Consider the following 17,145-nt stretch of genomic DNA (forward strand, 5'->3'; position numbering starts at 1 on the left):
AGCCCCCACGCTCCTCACTGCGTGTGTCGCTGCCCCCCGAGGGGGCGCAGGCCGCCTTGGGGCGGCCCGGCGTCGGCCCAAACCAGCCCCCACGCTCCTCACTGCGTGTGTCGCTGCCCCCCGAGGGGGCGCAGGCCGCCTTGGGGCGGCCCGGCGTCGGCCTAACCCAGCCCCCACGCTCCTCACTGCGTGTGTCGCTGCCCCCCGAGGGGGCGCAGGCCGCCTTGGGGCGGCCCGGCATCGGCCTAACCAGCCCCCACGCTCCTCACTGCGTGTGTCGCTGCCCCCCGAGGGGGCGCAGGCCGCCTTGGGGCGGCCCGGCGTCGGCCTAACCCACCGCGCCCGAGATCCGGGTCTGGGCCTGGGTCTCGTCGGCGTCATGCAGGGCGACGCGGAACACGCTGCCGCGCCCCAGCCGCGAACGCACACTGACCGGATGGCCGAGCGCGTGCGACAGCCGCGCCACGATCGCCAGCCCGAGGCCGAAGCCGTCCGAGGTGCCGGCATGGTCGGCCACCTTGTAGAACTCCAGGAAGACATCGCGCAGGTGCTCGCGCGCGATGCCGATGCCGGTGTCCCACACCTCCACCCGCAGGCCGTCGCGGGTCTGCCTCGACGCCAGCAGAATGCCGCCCTCGGCGGTGTACTTGGTGGCATTGGCCAGCAGGTTGCCGATCATCCGGCGCACGCGGATCGGATCGGTCAGCACGGTGCCGGGCGTCACGTGCATCCGGAAGGTCAGGCCCTTGGCCTCGGCCACCGGCCGGTACTGCAGTTCCAGGTCGTGCAGCAGCTGGGCCACGTCGACCCGCTCGATGTGCAGGCGCACCTGGCCCGAATCGATGCGCGCCAGGTCGAACAGCGAATCGAACAGGGCATTCACGGCGTGCGTGGCTCGCACGATCTTGGGCGCGATGTCGGCCACCAGCTCGGGCTCGTTGCGCAGCCAGTCGGCGTACAGCGACAGCGCCAGCACGGGCTGCCGCATGTCGTGGGCGGCGCTGGCGAGGAAGCGATTCTTCATGGCCACCGCCGAGACCGCCGCCTGCCGCTGCTGGGTCAGCGAATTGATCAGGATGTGGTTGTGGAACAGCAGCTCGAAGCTGTTGCGCGCGGTCTCGTGGATGCGCCGGCCGGCCCGCAGCAGCAGCCACCAGTGCAGCACCGGCAGCATCAGGAAGCCGTAGTGGAAATGCGGCCGCTCGAACTTGAGCTCGATCATGCGCAGGATGATCGCCGCCAGCATCGTGAAGAACAGGGTGTTGACGTAGCGCCTGAGCAGCGGCGGGTGCAGCGCCAGCCCGTTGAGCGGGAAGGTGGCGACGCCGGCGACGATCAGCCAGCTCATGAACTGGTTCACCAGCGGCGTGCGCTCGAAGAAGATCAGGATCGACAGGCCCCAGGCGAAGCCGCTGGCGCTCCAGAGATAGCGGTAGCGCTCGACGAAATACTGCTGCGCCGCCGAGTCGCGATCGGCGTAGTGGCGGGCATAGAGCTGCTCGCCCCAGATCCGGCAGCCGGTGGCGACGATGCCGATGACCAGCCAGACGATCAGTTGCCAGGCCGGCACATGGCCCCAGCTCAGGCCCACCATCGCCGGCATCAGCGCCGCCGCCAGCAGGTAGGAGCCGCGCGAGGCCCGCATCAGGCTGCGGATCAATTCGCCGCGCACCCACGGTTCCGCCTCGTCGGCGGAAGCCGGTGCCGGTGTGAGGCTGGCGAACGAGGAGTTGCCCAGCCCCGCGAACGACGAATTACCGATCATGGCTATCACGCCCTTGTCATCCAGGCCAAAAAAAAAGGCCCCTCGCGAGGGGGCCCTGCATGCGGCACATGGGAGCGTGCCGCCTCGTGCCACACACCCCGGGGTGCGCCAGGCGCTAGCGCTTGATCTTAATTGGCCGGCAGCGTGTCACCGGCCAAAACATGGCCTTGTTCGTCGCGTTCGCACAACGCACCCGCCATGAAATTGCTCACTGGGCGACCACCGCGATGCCCCGGATCTGCCCCGCCTTCGCCTCGACCGCCGGACGCGGATAGCGTTCGGGCGCGAAGCGGTGCAGCAGCTCGGCCTCGCGGCCGCGCGCCAGGGCGAGGTTGGCCAGCTTCACGTGGCCGTAGCCGCGGATCGCCAGCGGCACGGCCGCGATCTGCGCCGCCAGCCGCTGGTTGGCGGTCGACAGCCCGGCCGCCAACTCGTCGAGCCGGGACTCGAAGCGCGCGATCAGCTCGCGCTCCAGGCGACGCTCCTCGGTGTGGCCGAACAGGTCGAAGGCCGTGCCCCGCAGGGCCTTGCCGCGCGCCAGCCACTTCATCGCCGGCAGCATCCAGCCGCCGAGCCGGATCTTGACCGGCGGCTGGCCGTCCCGGGGCTTCGCGAGGAAGGGCGGCGCCATGTGGAATTCGAGCTTCAGGTCGCCCTCGAACTGTTCGGCGAGCTTCTCGCGGAAGTTGCCGTCGCTGTACAGGCGGGCCACCTCGTACTCGTCCTTGTAGCTCATCAGCTTGAGCAGGCTCTGCGCCGCATTGCGGGTGACGGGCAGCGAGGCGTCGCCGCCGGCCAGGGCGGCTTCGCGCTCGCGCAGCGACAGCACCCGGGCCTCGAAGCGCCGGGCCCAGGCCTCGTTCTGGTAGCCCGCCAGATGCCGCATGCCGCGCGCCACCAGTGTGTCGAGCGATTCATTCTCGGGCACCGCCGCGGGCGCGCCGCGGAGCGCATCGATCGCCCGCGGATCGCCGGCCGCCAGCCGGCCGAGCGAGAAGGCCATCAGGTTCGACGCCACGGCGACACCGTTGAGTTCGATCGCGCGGGTCAGCGCCTCCAGGCTCAGCGGGATCAGCCCGCATTGCCAGGCATAGCCGGCAGCCAGGATGTTCGATGCCAGCGTGTCGCCGAGGAACTCCTCGGCCAGGGTCTGGGCGTCGAAGGTCTGGACCTGGTCGCGACCGGCGACGAAGCGCATCTTCTCGAGCAGCAGCGCGGTCTTGAGGTCGGCGTCGGGGTTGCGCAGCGACTCGGCCACCGGGATCTCGTGCATGTTCGCAAGGATGCGGGTGCGGCCGTGGCGCACGGTCTGCAGCGCATCGGCCGAGGCGCCCACCACCACGTCACAGGCCAGGATCGCATCGGCCTGCTGGGTATCGATGCGCACCTGGTTCAGCCGCTCGGGCGTGTCGGCCAGGCGCACGAAGCTCAGCACCGCGCCGCCCTTCTGGGCGAAGCCCATGAAGTCCAACACGCTGGCCGACTTGCCTTCGAGGTGCGCGGCCATCGCGATCACCGCGCCCACCGTGACCACGCCGGTACCGCCGACGCCGGTCACCAGCAGGTCGTAGGGGGCGCTCCAGCCGTGGGCCGCGGGCCGTGGCAGCGCCGCGACGTGCTGCAGGAAGGCGTCCTTGCCGGCCGCCAGGGCGCCGCTCTTCTTGCGCAGCTTGCCGCCGCTGACGCCGACGAAGCTCGGGCAAAAGCCCTTGGCGCAGGAATAGTCCTTGTTGCAGCTGGTCTGGTCGATCTTGCGCTTGCGGCCGAGGTCGGTCTCGTGCGGCAGCACCGCGACGCAGTTGCTCTGCACCGTGCAGTCGCCACAGCCCTCGCACACCGCCTCGTTGATGAAGAGCCGCTTGTCCGGGTCGGCCAGCTCGCCCTTCTTGCGGCGGCGGCGCTTCTCGGCGGCGCAGGTCTGCTCGTAGATCAGCACCGTGACACCAGGCACTTCGCGCAGGCGGCGCTGCACCGCGTCGAGCTCGGCGCGGTCGTGGAACTCGGTGCCGGCCGGGAACTTGCCCTTGATGGCGTCGTACTTCTCGATCGCATCGCTGACCACCACCACCTGCTTCACGCCTTCGGATTCGACCTGGCGCGCGATCGCATCGACGCTGATGATGCCGTCGACCGGCTGGCCGCCGGTCATCGCGACCGCGTCGTTGAAGAGGATCTTGTAGGTCAGCGTGGCCTTGGCCGCCACCGCCTGGCGGATCGCGAGATAGCCCGAGTGGTAGTAGGTGCCGTCGCCGAGGTTCTGGAACACGTGCGGCGTGCGCGTGAACATCGAGTGCGAAACCCAGTCGACGCCCTCGCCGCCCATCTGGATCAGGCCGGCCGTGCTGCGGTCCATCCAGTTGGCCATGAAGTGGCAGCCGATGCCGGCGCGCGCGGTCGAGCCCTTGGGCACCTTGGTGCTGGTGTTGTGCGGGCAGCCGGCGCAGAAGTAAGGCACCCGCTTGACCGAGTCGCCGTCGTTGCTGAGCAGCTCGGGCGGCGTGAAGTCGCGCACGTGCTGCAGGTGGTCGCCGAATTCGGCGTGGCCGGGGAAATGGACCGCCAGCCAGTGGGCCACCAGCTCGATCAGCCGCGAAGGCCGCAGCTCGCCGAGCGCCGACACCAGCGGCCGGCCGTCGCGGTCCAGCTTGCCGATCAGCGCCGGGCGGGCTTCGGGCGGCGCGTTGTAGAACAGGTCGCGCAGCTGGGTCTCGACGATCGCGCCCTTCTCCTCGACGATCAGGATCTCGTCCAGGCCCTGCGCGAAGTCCTTGATGCGCGTCTGCTCGATCGGGAAGCTCAGCCCCACCTTGTAGAGCCGCACGCCGGCGCGCGCCAGGACGTCCGGCGTGATCTCGAGGCGGCGCAGCACCTCCATCAGGTCGTAGTGCGCCTTGCCGCAGGTCACGATGCCGACCTTGGCTTGTGGGCTCTCGATCACGTGGCGGTCGATGCTGTTGACGCGCGCGAAGGCCGCCACCGCCTCCAGCTTGTCGGCCAGGCGCGATTCGATGCGCAGCGACGGCAGGTCGGGCCAGCGGTAGTGCAAGCCGTCGTCCGGCGCGCGGTGGCCGGTGGCGGCATGCACCGTGTCGGCATCGGCCCAGGCGGCGGCGCGGGCGTTGACGAGGTCGAGATCGACCGTGCTGCCGCTCTCGACCACCTCCGACAGCGCCGCCATCCCGACCCAGGCGCCCGAATAGCGAGACAGCGCATAGCCGTAGAGCCCGAACTCGAGGTACTCGGCCACCGAGGCCGGCTGCAGCACCGGCATGCTCCAGGCCACGAAGGCATGGTCGCTCTGGTGCGGCATCGACGACGAGACGCAACCGTGGTCGTCGCCCGCCACCACCAGGACCCCGCCGTGCGGCGACGAGCCGTAGGCGTTGCCGTGCTTGAGCGCATCGCCGGCGCGGTCGACGCCCGGGCCCTTGCCGTACCACATCGCGAACACGCCCTCGACCGTGCGCTCGGGGTCGGACTCGACCCGCTGGGTGCCCAGCACCTGGGTGGCCGCCAGCTCCTCGTTGATCGCCGGCACGAAGCGGATGCCGGCTTCCTCGAAGCCCTTGCCGGCCTTCCAGATCGCCTGGTCGACCATGCCCAGCGGCGAGCCGCGGTAGCCGCTGATGAAGCCCTGGGTGCCGAGGCCGCGGGCCGCGTCGCGCTGGCGCTGCATCAGCAGGATGCGGATCAGCGCCTGGGTGCCGGTCAGGAAGACGGCGCCCGATGTCGCCCACAGGCTGTCGCTCAGCTTGTAGTCGGCGCGCAGGACGTTCGGATCGTGGGGAAGGCTTTTCATATGGCCGAAATTGTTCCATCGCGCGGCGAGTAAGTGCTTCTTCAATACACTATGGAATCCCCCTGATTGGAGGATGAAATTCTCCAAATACGCCATGAACGTCGATTCGATTCTTCTTGACGCCCACAGCCTGAAGATCCTTTTCGAGCTGCAGCGCGATGCGCGGCAGACCGTGCAGCAGATCTCGGAGGCCGTCGGGCTCTCGCCGACACCGTGCTGGAAGCGCATCAAGGACATGGAGGCGGCCGGCGTGATCCGCGGCTACACCGCCTTGATCGACCGCGAGAAGGTCGGCCTGCACGTGGCGGCGGTGGCCGAAGTCAACCTCGACCGCCACAGCGAATCGCAGGTGCAGCGCTTCGAGGACGCGGTCGCCGCCAGCCCGCAGATCACCAGCTGCGTGTCGGCCACCGGTCCGGCGGACTACATCCTGACGGTGCTGGTGCAGGACATGAAGCACTACGAGCGCTTCCTGCACGAGACCCTGTTCAGCCTGCCGGGCGTGACGCATGTGCGCTCGAGCATCGTGCTGCGGCAGGTGAAGTCGGAGATGGCACTGCCGATCGAGCAGGCGGTGCAGCCGGCCGCGCCGGCGCGCGGGCGGCGGCGCTGAGGGCGGCGCGTTGTGCCATGCCTGAACAAGTGATACGGTCCGATTCCCGTCCGCTCCCGAGCTTCAAGACAAAGGAATTGCCGTGGACCAGAAACACCCTCTGCAACCGGGAGAAGCCGCGCCGGCGTTCTCGCTTCCCGCGGCCAATCACGAAGGCCGGGTGTCTCTCGCCGACCTGCGCGGCCGGCCGTTCCTGATCGGCTTCTTTCGCGGCTTGCACTGCCCGTTCTGCCGGCGCCAGGTGCTGCGGCTCGGCGAGGTCCAGCCGGCGCTGCAGGCGGCCGGCATCGATACCGTGGCCGTGATCAACACGCCGGTCGAGCGCGCCAGCCTCTATTTCCGATATCGGCCGACGCCGGTCATGCTGCTCAGCGACCCGGACTGCCTCACCCACCAGGCCTTCGGCGTGCCGCGGGCCGAGTTCCTGCCGGAGGGCAGCACCGACAGCCCCCGGTGGCCCTACCTCGCGAGCATGGCGGAGTTCGAGGCGGCGCGCATCAACCCGACCGGCGAGCTGCCGGAACCGATGAACCCGATGGCGGCCAACCCGGTACTGAATGCCAAGGACGGCTTCGCCATGACCCAAGCCGACGAGGCGATCCTGGCCAGCCACCCGACCCAGCTCGCCGGCCACTTCCTCATCGATGCGCAGGGCATCGTCAGCTGGGTGCAGATCGAGGCCATGGACGGGCCGAACAGCATCTCCCTCTTCCCGACCGCGGCGGATATCATCGCCGCCACCGGCGGCCTCCGACACTGAGCGGCGCGGTGTTCCTGGAAGCCCGATCTTGTACAGCTGCACCTCACTGACCCAAGACACCGAGGTACGACGCGCCGTCTGCCTCTGCCATCGCCCTGAACTCCAGGCCTTGACCCGCCGCATCGACGCCGATCTGTCGCGCCGCGGCTTCGTGGCAGGCATGGCGGCCTCCGTGGCCGCGCTCGGCCTTCCGTTCCGCGTCCAGGCCCAGACGCCGGCGCCAACGAAGGTCCTCTTCACCAACGTGCGCCTGTTCGACGGCAAGTCTTCGACGCTGCGCGACGGCCTGCACCTGCTGGTCGAGGGCAACCGGATCCAGTCGATCGGCGCCGGCACGCCCGCCGCGCCCGAGGGGGCCCAGACCATCGATGGCCGCGGCCGCGTCCTGATGCCGGGGCTGATCGACGCGCACTGGCATTCCCTCTTTGCGGCCCTGCCGCTTCCCGTGCTCCTGCAGGGCAATATCGGCTACATCCACATGGCCGCCGCCGCGGAAGCCCAGCGCACGCTGATGCGGGGCTTCACGACCGTGCGCGATCTCGGCGGCCCGGCCTTCGCCTTCAAGCAGGCGATCGACGAAGGGCTCACGCCAGGGCCGCGCATCTATCCCTGCGGCGCCATGATCACCGGCAGCGGTGGCCACGGCGACTTGCGCGGCTTGTCCGATCTCCCGCGCTCGCCGGGCGTCCCGAGCGCCGTCGAGCGCACGGGAGCGGCGGCCATCGTCGACAGCCCCGACGAGATCCGCCTGCGGGTGCGTGAGCAGCTGACCCAGGGCGCTTCGCAGATCAAGGTCGTGGGCGGCGGCGGCGTCTCGTCGCCGCGCAGCCCGCTCGACCTGACCACCCTCTCCGAGGCCGAACTGCGCGCCGCCGTCGAGGTCGCGAAAGACTGGAACACCTACGTCGCGGTGCACGCCTATGCACCCGCCACCGTGCAGCGAGCGGTCATGGCCGGCGCGCAGTGCATCGAGCATGCGCACCTGATGGACGACACCACCGCGCGGATGATGGCCGACAAGGGGGTCTGGCTGAGCACCCAGCCCTTTCTCTCCGAGGAAGACACGGGCGCGCTCACGGGCCCCAACAGGGTCGCGGCCCTCCAGGTGTTCGCGGGCACCGACAACCTCTACAAGCTGGCGAAAAAGTACAAGCTCAAGACCGCGTTCGGCTCCGACATGCTGTTCGCGCCGGCGCTCGCGAAGCGGCAGGGCACGATGCTCACGCACCTGACGCGCTGGTATTCGAACCCGCAGATCCTCTCGATGGCGACGGCCGACAACGCGCAGCTGCTCGCCCTGTCGGGCCCGCGCAATCCCTATCCGGCCAAGCTGGGCGTGCTCGAGCAGGGCGCCTACGCCGACCTGCTGCTGGTCGACGGCAATCCGCTGGACGACGTGTCGCTGCTGGCCGAGCCCGATGCCAGCCTGGTGGTCATCATGAAGGACGGCAAGATCCACAAGAACCTCATCAAGGGGTGACGATGCCGCCCATCGTCATGGCGCTGATCCCGACGGTGCTGCTGCTGGTCTGGATGGGTTTTTTCATGATGGGCTCGCTGCCGCTGCTGGTGCTCAAGCACGACACGCCGCTCGACTCGCGCTTCATCCGCGGCCTGTTCAACGTCTACTACCTCGCCGTGATGCTGACGGCCGGCGCGGCGGCCCTGGGCTACGCCTGGACCGCCAAGCCTGCCTTCGCCCTGGGCATGGCCTGCATCGCCACCCTGGCCTTTGCGCTGCGCCGCTGGCTCGTCATCCCGCGCATGGACCTGCTGCGTGACTCGATCCCGGCCTCCGACACCGCGATCTTCCGGTTCCGCCGGCTTCACATCGTCGGCATGATGCTCAACGTGGCCGAGCTGGCCACCGTGGCCTGGGCCCTGACGCGGCTGGGGCTGTGACCCACCCCTCGACCATGACCGACCTACGTTCACTCTACCCACCGATCGAGCCTTACGACAGCGGCCTGCTCGATGTCGGCGATGGCCACCGCATCTACTACGAACGCGTCGGCACGCCGGGCGGCAAGCCGGCCGTCTTCCTGCATGGCGGCCCCGGCGGCGGCATCTCTGCCGACCATCGCCGGCTGTTCGACCCATCGCGCTACGACCTGCTGCTGTTCGACCAGCGCGGCTGCGGCCGTTCGACGCCCCATGCCGGGCTCGAGGCCAACACCACCTGGCACCTGGTCGCCGACATCGAGCGCCTGCGCGAACACATGGGCGTTTCGCAGTGGCTGGTGTTCGGCGGCTCGTGGGGGTCGACCCTGGCCCTGGCCTATGCGCAGAAGCACCCCGAGCGCGTCAGCGCGCTGGTGCTGCGCGGCATCTACACCGTGACCCGGGCGGAACTCGCCTGGTACTACCAGTTCGGCGTGTCGGAGATGTTCCCGGCGCAGTGGGAATGCTTCCAGGCGCCGGTGGCCGAGGCCGAGCGCGACGACATGATCGGTGCCTACCGCCGGCTCCTCACCGGCGACGACCCGGCGCGGCAGCTCGAGGCGGCCAGGGCCTGGAGCCTCTGGGAAGGCCAGACCATCACGCTGCTGCCCGATCCCTCGATCGCGGCGGCCCATGGCGACGGCCATTTCGCCCTCGCCTTCGCCCGCATCGAGAACCACTATTTCTCGCACGGCGCCTGGCTCGACGACGGCCAGCTGCTGCGCGATGCCGATCGGCTGCACGGCATCCCCGGCGTGATCGTGCACGGGCGCTATGACATGCCCTGCCCGGCCCGCTACGCGCATGCGCTGCACAAGGCATGGCCGGAATCCGAGTTCCACCTGATCGAAGGCGCCGGCCATGCCTGGTCGGAGCCGGGCATCCTGGACCAGCTGATACGGGCGACGGATCGCTTCGCGAAGGGCTGAGCCGAAAGGGGCTCAGGGCGCGCCGCCCCGCAGCTCGCGCCGTTGCACGAAGCGCGACGCCCACTCGGCCACGGGCATGAAGCTCGGGTCGGTGCGCACGACGCTTTCGGTCTGGGCCCAGATCGCCGCGTCATCCTGGTCGAGATCGAGCGGGTCGCCATGCGGTTGGCTCACGTACCACGGGGTGTCGAGGTAGACCTCGACCGTGTTGTCCTCGGGATCCATGCAGTAGATCGACAGCGCATTGCCGTGGTTCAGGCCGCGCATCTGCGTGGCGCCGAGCGCCAGCGCGCGGCGGCGCGCTTCGCGCAGGTGGTCCAGCGTCTGCACCTTGAACGAGAGCTGCATGACGGTGCTCGGGGCATCGCTGGCGCGGCCGCCAGCCAGCACCAGTTGATGGTGCTGGTCGTGGCGACCACTCAGGAACACGATCTGGAAGCGGAAGGTGACGCCCTCGCCGCGATCGGTTTCCTGCATGTCGAACACGCCGGTGTAGAACGCCTTCATCAGGTCGAGGTCGCGGCAGAAGATGCCGCAGTGCGAGAGGTTGGGAGCGTAGGGCTGCGTCATGGAGGCCTCCGGGCGCTATCAGGGGACGAGGACCAGCTTGCCGAGCGAGCCGCCGTTGTCGAGCAGTTCATGGGCCCGGCGAGCCTGCGCCAGCGGCATGCGCGTGGCGCGCGGCGCGCGCACCTGGCCGGAGGCCATCAGTGCGATCGCCTGCGCCATCAGTCCGCGGCGCTGCGCGACATCGGCATCGACCGTGTGGATCGAGAAGGTCCGGATCGCCAGGCTCCGGCCCAGCAGCCGGCGCAGTTCGTCGAAGACGTCGCTCGATGGCGGACCCGCGAGGATGTTGTAGGAGACCGCCATGCCGAACGGCGCCAGGCTGCGCAGGCAGGCGACGAAGAGCGCGCCGCCCACGTGGTCGAAGGCCAGGTCCACGCCGCGGCCGCCGGTCAGGGCCAGCACGCGCTCGGGCAGCGTCCGCGGGTCGCCGTCGACGATGTCGGAGACGCCGTTGTCCAGTGCGAAGGCACGCTTCTCGTCCGACGAGGCGGTGCCGATCACGCGCAGCCCCCGCGCGCGCGCCACCTGTGCCAGCGTGGTCGCCACGCCGCCGGCGGCACCCGGCACCAGCACCGCCTGCGCGGGCAGGTTGCCATTGCTCGCCAGCAGCGCGATCGCCAGCTGGAAGTTGCCCAGGCTGACGGCGGCGTCGAAGCTCACGCTGGCGGGGAGCACGAAGGGCACCGCCTCCGGCACGCAGATGTACTCGGCATAGCAGCCGCCGCGCTGCGGCAGCTCGCGCGCGCTGACCAGGACGCGCTCGCCGACCGCCAGCCGGCTCGCGCCTGGCCCCACCGCATCGACCACGCCGGCCAGCTCGTTGCCCGGAATGGCAGGCAGCGGCGGCATCCACTTGTAGGTGCCGTTGCGGATCAGCACGTCCGGCCCGCCGGCCCCGACGGCCTCGGCCTTGACCCGAACCTGGCCGGGACCCGGCACGGGCAGCGGCAGCTCGACCAGGGACAAGACCTCGGGGCCGCCCGTGACCTGCAACTGCACGGCTTTCATGGTGTTCGTCATGCTCATCGCTGCCCGTCGTGGACCGAGACCGCGTCCTTGGTCAGGCCGCCCAGGCGCGAATGGATGCGGCCGCCGTCGGCCATCACGAGGGCGAACAGGATCTCGTCGGGCCGCGGCGCGTCCTGGATGCCGACCTCCATGCTGTTGAAGTGGCTGCGCACATAGGCCGCATGGATGTAGTGCAACGGCACCATCAGGCGGTAGCCGGCCGCGGCCACGGCCTTGGCCGCAGGCACGATGGCCTTGGGCTCGCCCAGCACCTGGCGCATCGCCCAGCCGCCGGCCTCGTGCCACACCGCGCCATGCTCGAGTTCGCCGTTGACGCCGACGATGGCCGCCTTGCTGTAGGCCTCGACCTTGTCCTTGCCCAGCGTCGCCACCAGCTCCTCGGCCAGCAGGGTGCCGAGGCTGCGCAGCTCGGCCATGAAGGGCAAGAGGTCGGGCTCGTAGCGGCCCGCGTAGGGATTGCGGATCACCGCGCAGGCGGCGGCCACCCGCAGCGGCCTGTCGGCGACTGGGCCGCCTTCGTGGTACACGGTCTCGATGGTGAGGCTGCGTTTGCGCAGCGCGATCAGCGACATGGAATCATCCTTCGGTTCGTTCATTGCCTGGGAATCTTGGCATCGGCCACCACCTGCGTCCACTTGTCGACCTCGCGGCTGACCATGGTCTTCATCTCCTCGGGCGTGCTGCCGCGCGCCTCGCCGCCCATCTCCTCGAGGCGCTGGCGCACGGCCGCCGACTGCAGCGCGCGCTGGGTCTCGGCCTGCAGGCGCTCGACGATGGGCCGCGGGGTGCGCGCGGGTGCCATCAGCCCGGCCCACGAGCGCACGTCGTAGCCGGGCACGCCCTGCTCGGCGACGGTGGGCACGTTCGGCAGGCCGGGCCAGCGCTGCGGCCCGGTCGTGGCGATCGCACGCAGCTTGCCGGCCAGGATGTTCGACATGACCGCGGTCGGCGGAGCGACGATGAACGGGATGTCGCCGCCGAGCAGTGCGGTCAACGCGGCGGCATCGCCGCGGTAGGGCACGTGCAGCATCGACGCGGCGGCCATCTTCGCGAGCAACTCGCCGGCCAGGTGATGGGTCGAGCCGACGCCGGCCGTGCCGTAGGCCACGGTGCCCGGTGCGGCACGCGCCGCCGCGAGCACCTCCGGGAGGCCCTGCACCTTCGAGTTCGCGTTGACCACGATCAGGAACGGAAAGTAGGTGACCGTGGAGATCATCTCGAAGTCCGCCACCGACTTGTACGGCAGCGTGTTGTAGAGCGCCCCGGCCACCGCGTGGCCACCCGTCGCCAGCAGCAGCGTGTAGCCATCGGGCCTGGCGCGCGCCACCGTGGCCGCGGCGATGGTGCCGCCGGCGCCCGACTGCGCCTCGACCACGATCGGCTGGCCCAGCGTCTTGCCCATCTCGAGGCCGACTGCGCGCGCGATCGCATCGGCATTGCCGCCCGGCGCGAAGCCCTGGTAGATCTTGATCGGGCGCTCCGGATAGGCCTGCGCAGAGGCCCGGGGCGTCGACCAGGCCGCAGCGACTGCGGCGCAGGCCGCGACCAGTTGTCTTCTTTTCATGGGTGTCTCCACGGGCAGCGCGTCTCGGTCTCTGCGCTCGCCCTTGTTGCCGGGAATGCCGCAGGCGCTCAGTCCTGGGCGACGATGGGATTGCGCAGCAGGCCGACGGCCTCGATCTCGACCTCGACCACGTCGCCGGGCTTCATGAACTGCGGCGGCTTCTTGCTCCAGCCCACGCCGGCCGGCGTGCCGGTGGCGATCACGTCGCCCGGCACCAACGTGAAGATGGTCGAGGCATAGGCGATCAAGCGCGGGATCGAGAAGATCATGTGGCCGGTGTGGCTGGACTGGACCACCTGGCCGTTGAGGCGGGTCTCGAGCTTGAGTTCGCGGCCCGGCGCGATCTCGTCGGCCGTGACCATCCAGGGGCCGAAGCCGCCGGTCGATTCGAAGTTCTTGCCCGAGGCGATCTGCTTCGCATGGAACTGCCATTCGCGCACGCTCGCGTCGTTGTAGCAGCTGTAGCCGGCGACGTGGTTCCAGGCGTCGGCCTCCTGGATGTCGCGGCCACCGGCGCCGATGATCACGGCCAGCTCGCCCTCCCAGTCGAGCGACTCGGACACGCGCGGGCGGACGATCGGGCCTTGATGCGGCGTCTGCGAGCGCCACACGCGCAGGAAGATCGGCGGCTGCTCGGAGAGCTCGCGCTGCATGCCGGCGGCGAGCACCTCCTGGTGATGGTCCAGGTAGTTGCGCACCGCGCAGACGATCTTCTCGGGCTGCGGGATCACCGGCAGGTACTTCACGTCGGACAGCTGCGTGTCGGCGGCCAGGCCGGCGAGCAGCGCGTCGCGGCGGGCGAAATCGGGACTGGCGATGAAGGCGGCCAGGGTGGCATGGCCGGTGCGGCCCGCGAGGTCGACCACACCGCCATCGACGACGGCGCCCCAGGTCTCGCGCCCTGCGATCGAGTAGGACATCAGTTTCATTCGGCTTCCTTTGTTTAATGCACGAATGGATTTTTATGCACAAAAATGATCTCGTGCATAGTGGTTTCTACTGAACGCGGGTCGGCGGGCGGGCAGGCGCGCGCGTGCGGCTGCGCTGGCAGCCGCACGAAGCGGTGGGCGGGAAGCAGATCGGAGCGGGTCCGGACCGGCCCCGGCGGCGAGGTGCTAGGCGAGTTCCTTGAGCGCGGCGCCCAGGATCGTCATGACATTGCGCTGGGTGCCGAGGATGTGCTCTTCGAGCAGCATGCAGGCGGTGTCGGCGTCACGGCGCAGGGTGGCGTCCATGATCTTGCGGTGCTCGTTCGACTTGCGCCGGGCGCTCTTGCGAAAGCGCGCCGAGTAGCGCCGGTAGCGCTCGGCTTGGTCGAACAGGCTCGCGCTCCAGCCCCGCATCCGCTCCGAGGGACAAGCCGCCAGCAGCGACAGATGGAAGGCGGCGTGCAGCTGGGTCCAGTCGTCGTCGAGTACGACCGGGCCGTCGGCGAGGCGGGCCTCGACCTTCTCCAGCCGATGGTACGCACCGACCACCAGGGCCTCCCAGGCGTCGTCGCCATGGGCGATCGACTCGCGCAGCGCAGGCACGTCGAGCATCACGCGCATCCGCGTGATGTCCGCGAGGTCTTCGGGCGAGATCTCGGCCACCCTGAAGCCGCGCCGCTCGTCGGCGCGGATCAGACCTTCCTGCGCCAGCCGGCTCAGCGCCTCGCGCAGCGGGCTGCTGGAGAAGCCGTACGCGGTCTGCAGCTCGTCGAGCTTGAGCTTGGCGCCGGCCGCGAAGGTGCCTGTCAGCACATCGTGGCGCAGCCGCGCGAAGGCCTGGTCGACCAACGGCGGGGTACGGGCGAGCATCTCTTTTTTGTACATGATCCTAATTTTATGCATAAACTCCCGCAACCCAAAGAGAAGGATCCGCACCGTTGAACACTGCCCAGACCCCGCCCCTGCGCCTCGCTGCCATCTCGGGCAGCATCCGCCGCGCCTCGAACTGCACGGCCGTGCTGCGCAGCCTGCAGCCGCTGCTCCCTGCCGGCGTCACGCTCCAAATCTTTCCGCTCGACGAGATCCCCGTGTACAACGCCGATCTCGACGGCGAGTTGCCGCCACCGCCGGTCGCGCAGCTCAAGCAGGCGATCCGGAATGCCGACGGCCTGGTGCTGTGCTCGCCCGAATACAACTACGGCATGCCCGGCGTGCTGAAGAACGCCATCGACTGGGCCTCGCGCCCGGGCTTCGCGTCGCCGCTGAAGGGCAAGCCGGCGCTGGTCATGACGGCATCGCCCGGCACCGCGGGCGGTGTCCGCGCGCAGGCGCAGATCCGGGACGCGCTGGCGGCGACCCTGGCACGGCCCGTGGTGCGCCAGCATGTGGCGATCGCGAATGTCGGCGCCAAGATCCAGGATGGCCGGCTGGTCGATCCCGCCACCCTGGACTTCATCGGGGCGGCGCTGGGCGACCTGCTCGACGAGATCGCGCTGATCGCGGCGCGCGCGCCGCGCGGCTGAGGGCGCGACGCTGCCTGTTTTGGAGGCATCGTATCGGAAGCCAAGCCTGGAGCCCTTCCCCGGAGTTACCCCTGCTGTTGTCCACAAGGCTGTCCACGCGGCCGGTGGAGAACAGGCCCGGCCGGGGCCACCGTGCAGACGCAAAAAAGCCCCGGCTAGCGGGGCTTTCATGGGCTTTTTCGATGCGCCGCGAGGCGCATCAGATCCTGGAGGAGAGGGAGGGATTCGAACCCTCGGTACTATCGCTAGTACGCCTGATTTCGAGTCAGGTACATTCGACCACTCTGCCACCTCTCCGGTGTCTGTCGAGCCAACGATTATAGCAGCACTTTCTGGCCGATTTTTCAGCCTCGCAGCAGTTCGAGGCCGCCGAGATAGGGACGCAGCGCCGCCGGCACCCGGATCGAGCCATCCTCGTTCTGATGGTTCTCGAGCACCGCGACCAGTGCCCGGCCCACCGCCAGGCCCGAACCGTTGAGCGTGTGCACCAGTTCGTTCTTGCCCTGCGCATTCTTGAAGCGGGCCTGCAGCCGGCGCGCCTGGAAGGCCTCGCAGTTCGACACCGAGCTGATCTCGCGGTACGTGTCCTGCGCCGGCAGCCAGACCTCGAGGTCGTAGGTCTTGCTCGAACCGAAGCCCATGTCGCCGCTGCACAGCAGCACCACCCGGTACGGCAGCTCGAGCGCCTTCAGCACCGCCTCGGCGTGGCCGGTCATGGCCTCGAGCGCCTCGTAGCTCTTCTCGGGATGCGTGACCTGCACCATCTCGACCTTGTCGAACTGGTGCTGGCGGATCATGCCGCGCGTGTCGCGCCCGGCGCTGCCCGCTTCCGAGCGGAAGCAGGGCGTGTGGGCGGTGAGCCGGATCGGCAGCTGCGCCTCGGCCACGACTTCGTCGCGCACGAAATTGGTCAGCGGCACTTCGCTGGTCGGGATCAGGTAGAGCGCCGAATGGTCGGGTGCGGGCTCGCCGTCTTGCCCGCCCTTCTTGGCGGCGAACAGGTCGCCTTCGAACTTGGGCAGCTGGCCGGTGCCGCGCATCGAATCGGCATTGACGACGTAGGGCACGTAGCACTCGGTGTAGCCGTGCTGCTCGGTCTGCAGGTCGATCATGAACTGCGCGAGTGCCCGATGCAGCCGCGCGATCGGGCCCTTCATCACCGTGAAGCGCGAGCCCGAGAGCTTGGCGCCCATCTCGAAATCGAGGCCCAGCGGGGCGCCGAGATCGACGTGGTCCCGGGCGGCGAACCCGAGCGGCGTCGCCGAAGCGCCCTCGCCGCCCTGGGGGCTCCAGCGCCGCACCTCGACATTGGCGTGCTCGTCCTCGCCGACCGGCACGCTGGCGTGCGGCAGGTTCGGCACCGCCAGCAGCAAGGCCTGCAGCTCGGGCTGGATCGCATCGAGCCGCACGGCCGAGGACTCCTGCTCGGCCTTCAGCCCGTTGACCTCGGCCATCAGCGCGTCGACCGACTCGCCCTTGGCCTTCAGGGGCCCGATCTGCTTGTTGAGCGTGTTGCGGCGCGCCTGCAGTTCCTCGGTGCGCGTCTGCAGCGTCTTGCGCTCGGCCTCGAGCGCGCTGAACTTCGCGACGTCGAGGAAGGTCTGGTTCTTCTTGCGAGTTTCGAGGCGGGCAACGACCGAGGGGAGGTCCTTGCGTAACAGTGTGATATCGAGCATGGCGTGATTTTAGGTGCGCGTAGCATCCCACCCATTCCCCAAGGAGT

15 protein-coding genes and 1 tRNA gene are annotated in these 17,145 nt (G+C 69.3%); 6 read left to right on the forward strand and 10 right to left on the reverse strand.

Going from position 1 to position 17,145, the window contains the following annotated elements:
* Positions 1 to 328 precede the first annotated feature (328 nt).
* Both shkS and QZH52_RS00810 read right to left on the reverse strand, forming a co-directional pair.
* On the reverse strand, positions 329 to 1,765 hold the full coding sequence (gene shkS, locus QZH52_RS00805; protein ID WP_286536122.1) for a surface-behavior sensor histidine kinase ShkS: 1,437 nt from the start codon (positions 1,763 to 1,765) through the stop codon (positions 329 to 331).
* Between the two features lie 208 nt (positions 1,766 to 1,973).
* Entirely contained in the window at positions 1,974 to 5,564 is a 3,591-nt protein-coding gene (locus QZH52_RS00810) for an indolepyruvate ferredoxin oxidoreductase family protein (RefSeq protein ID WP_301802461.1), read from the reverse strand.
* Between the two features lie 94 nt (positions 5,565 to 5,658).
* Between QZH52_RS00810 and QZH52_RS00815 the strand changes: the two genes are divergently transcribed.
* From QZH52_RS00815 to pip, 5 genes are all read left to right on the forward strand, one after another.
* The gene (locus tag QZH52_RS00815) at positions 5,659 to 6,177 is read left to right on the forward strand and encodes an Lrp/AsnC family transcriptional regulator (RefSeq protein ID WP_286523287.1); all 519 of its coding nucleotides are present in this window, start codon (positions 5,659 to 5,661) and stop codon (positions 6,175 to 6,177) included.
* 82 nt (positions 6,178 to 6,259) lie between these two features.
* On the forward strand, positions 6,260 to 6,937 hold the full coding sequence (locus tag QZH52_RS00820) for a redoxin domain-containing protein (RefSeq protein WP_301802464.1): 678 nt from the start codon (positions 6,260 to 6,262) through the stop codon (positions 6,935 to 6,937).
* 109 nt (positions 6,938 to 7,046) lie between these two features.
* Positions 7,047 to 8,417 (forward strand): metal-dependent hydrolase family protein, encoded by a 1,371-nt coding sequence (locus tag QZH52_RS00825; RefSeq protein WP_301802465.1) that lies wholly within the window; start codon positions 7,047 to 7,049, stop codon positions 8,415 to 8,417.
* Between the two features lie 2 nt (positions 8,418 to 8,419).
* Complete coding sequence (locus tag QZH52_RS00830; RefSeq protein WP_301802468.1) at positions 8,420 to 8,839, forward strand: hypothetical protein; 420 nt, start codon at positions 8,420 to 8,422, stop codon at positions 8,837 to 8,839.
* Between the two features lie 14 nt (positions 8,840 to 8,853).
* Positions 8,854 to 9,807 (forward strand): prolyl aminopeptidase, encoded by a 954-nt coding sequence (gene pip / locus QZH52_RS00835; protein WP_301802470.1) that lies wholly within the window; start codon positions 8,854 to 8,856, stop codon positions 9,805 to 9,807.
* A gap of 12 nt (positions 9,808 to 9,819) precedes the next feature.
* On the opposite strand, the gene QZH52_RS00840 is transcribed toward pip, so the two are convergent.
* The 6 genes from QZH52_RS00840 to QZH52_RS00865 all read right to left on the reverse strand — a co-directional run bounded on the left by QZH52_RS00840 (position 9,820) and on the right by QZH52_RS00865 (position 14,802).
* Positions 9,820 to 10,377 carry a VOC family protein gene (locus QZH52_RS00840; RefSeq protein ID WP_301802474.1) on the reverse strand — a complete coding sequence of 186 codons (558 nt, stop codon included), beginning with the start codon at positions 10,375 to 10,377 and terminating at the stop codon, positions 9,820 to 9,822.
* A gap of 18 nt (positions 10,378 to 10,395) precedes the next feature.
* Positions 10,396 to 11,403, reverse strand: a complete 1,008-nt coding sequence (locus QZH52_RS00845; protein ID WP_301802476.1) for a zinc-dependent alcohol dehydrogenase family protein — start codon at positions 11,401 to 11,403, stop codon at positions 10,396 to 10,398.
* Positions 11,400 to 11,978, reverse strand: coding sequence for an amino acid synthesis family protein (locus QZH52_RS00850; protein WP_301802478.1), 579 nt, complete (start codon positions 11,976 to 11,978; stop codon positions 11,400 to 11,402). The genes QZH52_RS00845 and QZH52_RS00850 overlap by 4 nt, the downstream gene beginning before the upstream one ends.
* 20 nt (positions 11,979 to 11,998) lie before the next feature.
* Complete coding sequence (locus tag QZH52_RS00855; protein ID WP_301802481.1) at positions 11,999 to 12,970, reverse strand: tripartite tricarboxylate transporter substrate binding protein; 972 nt, start codon at positions 12,968 to 12,970, stop codon at positions 11,999 to 12,001.
* 68 nt (positions 12,971 to 13,038) lie between these two features.
* Positions 13,039 to 13,899, reverse strand: coding sequence for a fumarylacetoacetate hydrolase family protein (locus QZH52_RS00860; protein WP_301802483.1), 861 nt, complete (start codon positions 13,897 to 13,899; stop codon positions 13,039 to 13,041).
* A 186-nt stretch (positions 13,900 to 14,085) separates the two neighbouring features.
* Positions 14,086 to 14,802 (reverse strand): GntR family transcriptional regulator, encoded by a 717-nt coding sequence (locus tag QZH52_RS00865; protein ID WP_301802487.1) that lies wholly within the window; start codon positions 14,800 to 14,802, stop codon positions 14,086 to 14,088.
* A 35-nt stretch (positions 14,803 to 14,837) separates the two neighbouring features.
* On the opposite strand from QZH52_RS00865, the gene QZH52_RS00870 reads away from it, so the two are divergent.
* Complete coding sequence (locus QZH52_RS00870; protein WP_301802489.1) at positions 14,838 to 15,422, forward strand: NADPH-dependent FMN reductase; 585 nt, start codon at positions 14,838 to 14,840, stop codon at positions 15,420 to 15,422.
* Between the two features lie 207 nt (positions 15,423 to 15,629).
* Here QZH52_RS00870 and QZH52_RS00875 read toward each other — a convergent pair.
* Together QZH52_RS00875 and serS are read right to left on the reverse strand one after the other, a co-directional pair.
* A tRNA-Ser gene (locus QZH52_RS00875) sits at positions 15,630 to 15,719 on the reverse strand.
* Positions 15,720 to 15,766: 47 nt separating this feature from the next.
* Positions 15,767 to 17,098: a serine--tRNA ligase gene (gene serS, locus QZH52_RS00880; protein ID WP_301802492.1), complete on the reverse strand. Its 1,332-nt coding sequence runs from the start codon at positions 17,096 to 17,098 to the stop codon at positions 15,767 to 15,769.
* Positions 17,099 to 17,145 lie beyond the last annotated feature (47 nt).

It is taken from the genome of Variovorax ginsengisoli, from assembly GCF_030486595.1.
GTDB lineage: Bacteria > Pseudomonadota > Gammaproteobacteria > Burkholderiales > Burkholderiaceae_C > Variovorax > Variovorax ginsengisoli_B.

Coding starts and splice junctions, on each gene's coding strand:
- shkS (WP_286536122.1), bottom strand. CDS start 1,765: ATGATCGGTAATTCGTCGTTCGCGGGGCTGGGCAACTCCTCGTTCGCC.
- QZH52_RS00810 (WP_301802461.1), bottom strand. CDS start 5,564: ATGAAAAGCCTTCCCCACGATCCGAACGTCCTGCGCGCCGACTACAAG.
- QZH52_RS00815 (WP_286523287.1), top strand. CDS start 5,659: ATGAACGTCGATTCGATTCTTCTTGACGCCCACAGCCTGAAGATCCTT.
- QZH52_RS00830 (WP_301802468.1), top strand. CDS start 8,420: ATGCCGCCCATCGTCATGGCGCTGATCCCGACGGTGCTGCTGCTGGTC.
- pip (WP_301802470.1), top strand. CDS start 8,854: ATGACCGACCTACGTTCACTCTACCCACCGATCGAGCCTTACGACAGC.
- QZH52_RS00840 (WP_301802474.1), bottom strand. CDS start 10,377: ATGACGCAGCCCTACGCTCCCAACCTCTCGCACTGCGGCATCTTCTGC.
- QZH52_RS00845 (WP_301802476.1), bottom strand. CDS start 11,403: ATGAGCATGACGAACACCATGAAAGCCGTGCAGTTGCAGGTCACGGGC.
- QZH52_RS00850 (WP_301802478.1), bottom strand. CDS start 11,978: ATGTCGCTGATCGCGCTGCGCAAACGCAGCCTCACCATCGAGACCGTG.
- QZH52_RS00855 (WP_301802481.1), bottom strand. CDS start 12,970: ATGAAAAGAAGACAACTGGTCGCGGCCTGCGCCGCAGTCGCTGCGGCC.
- QZH52_RS00860 (WP_301802483.1), bottom strand. CDS start 13,899: ATGAAACTGATGTCCTACTCGATCGCAGGGCGCGAGACCTGGGGCGCC.
- QZH52_RS00865 (WP_301802487.1), bottom strand. CDS start 14,802: ATGCATAAAATTAGGATCATGTACAAAAAAGAGATGCTCGCCCGTACC.
- serS (WP_301802492.1), bottom strand. CDS start 17,098: ATGCTCGATATCACACTGTTACGCAAGGACCTCCCCTCGGTCGTTGCC.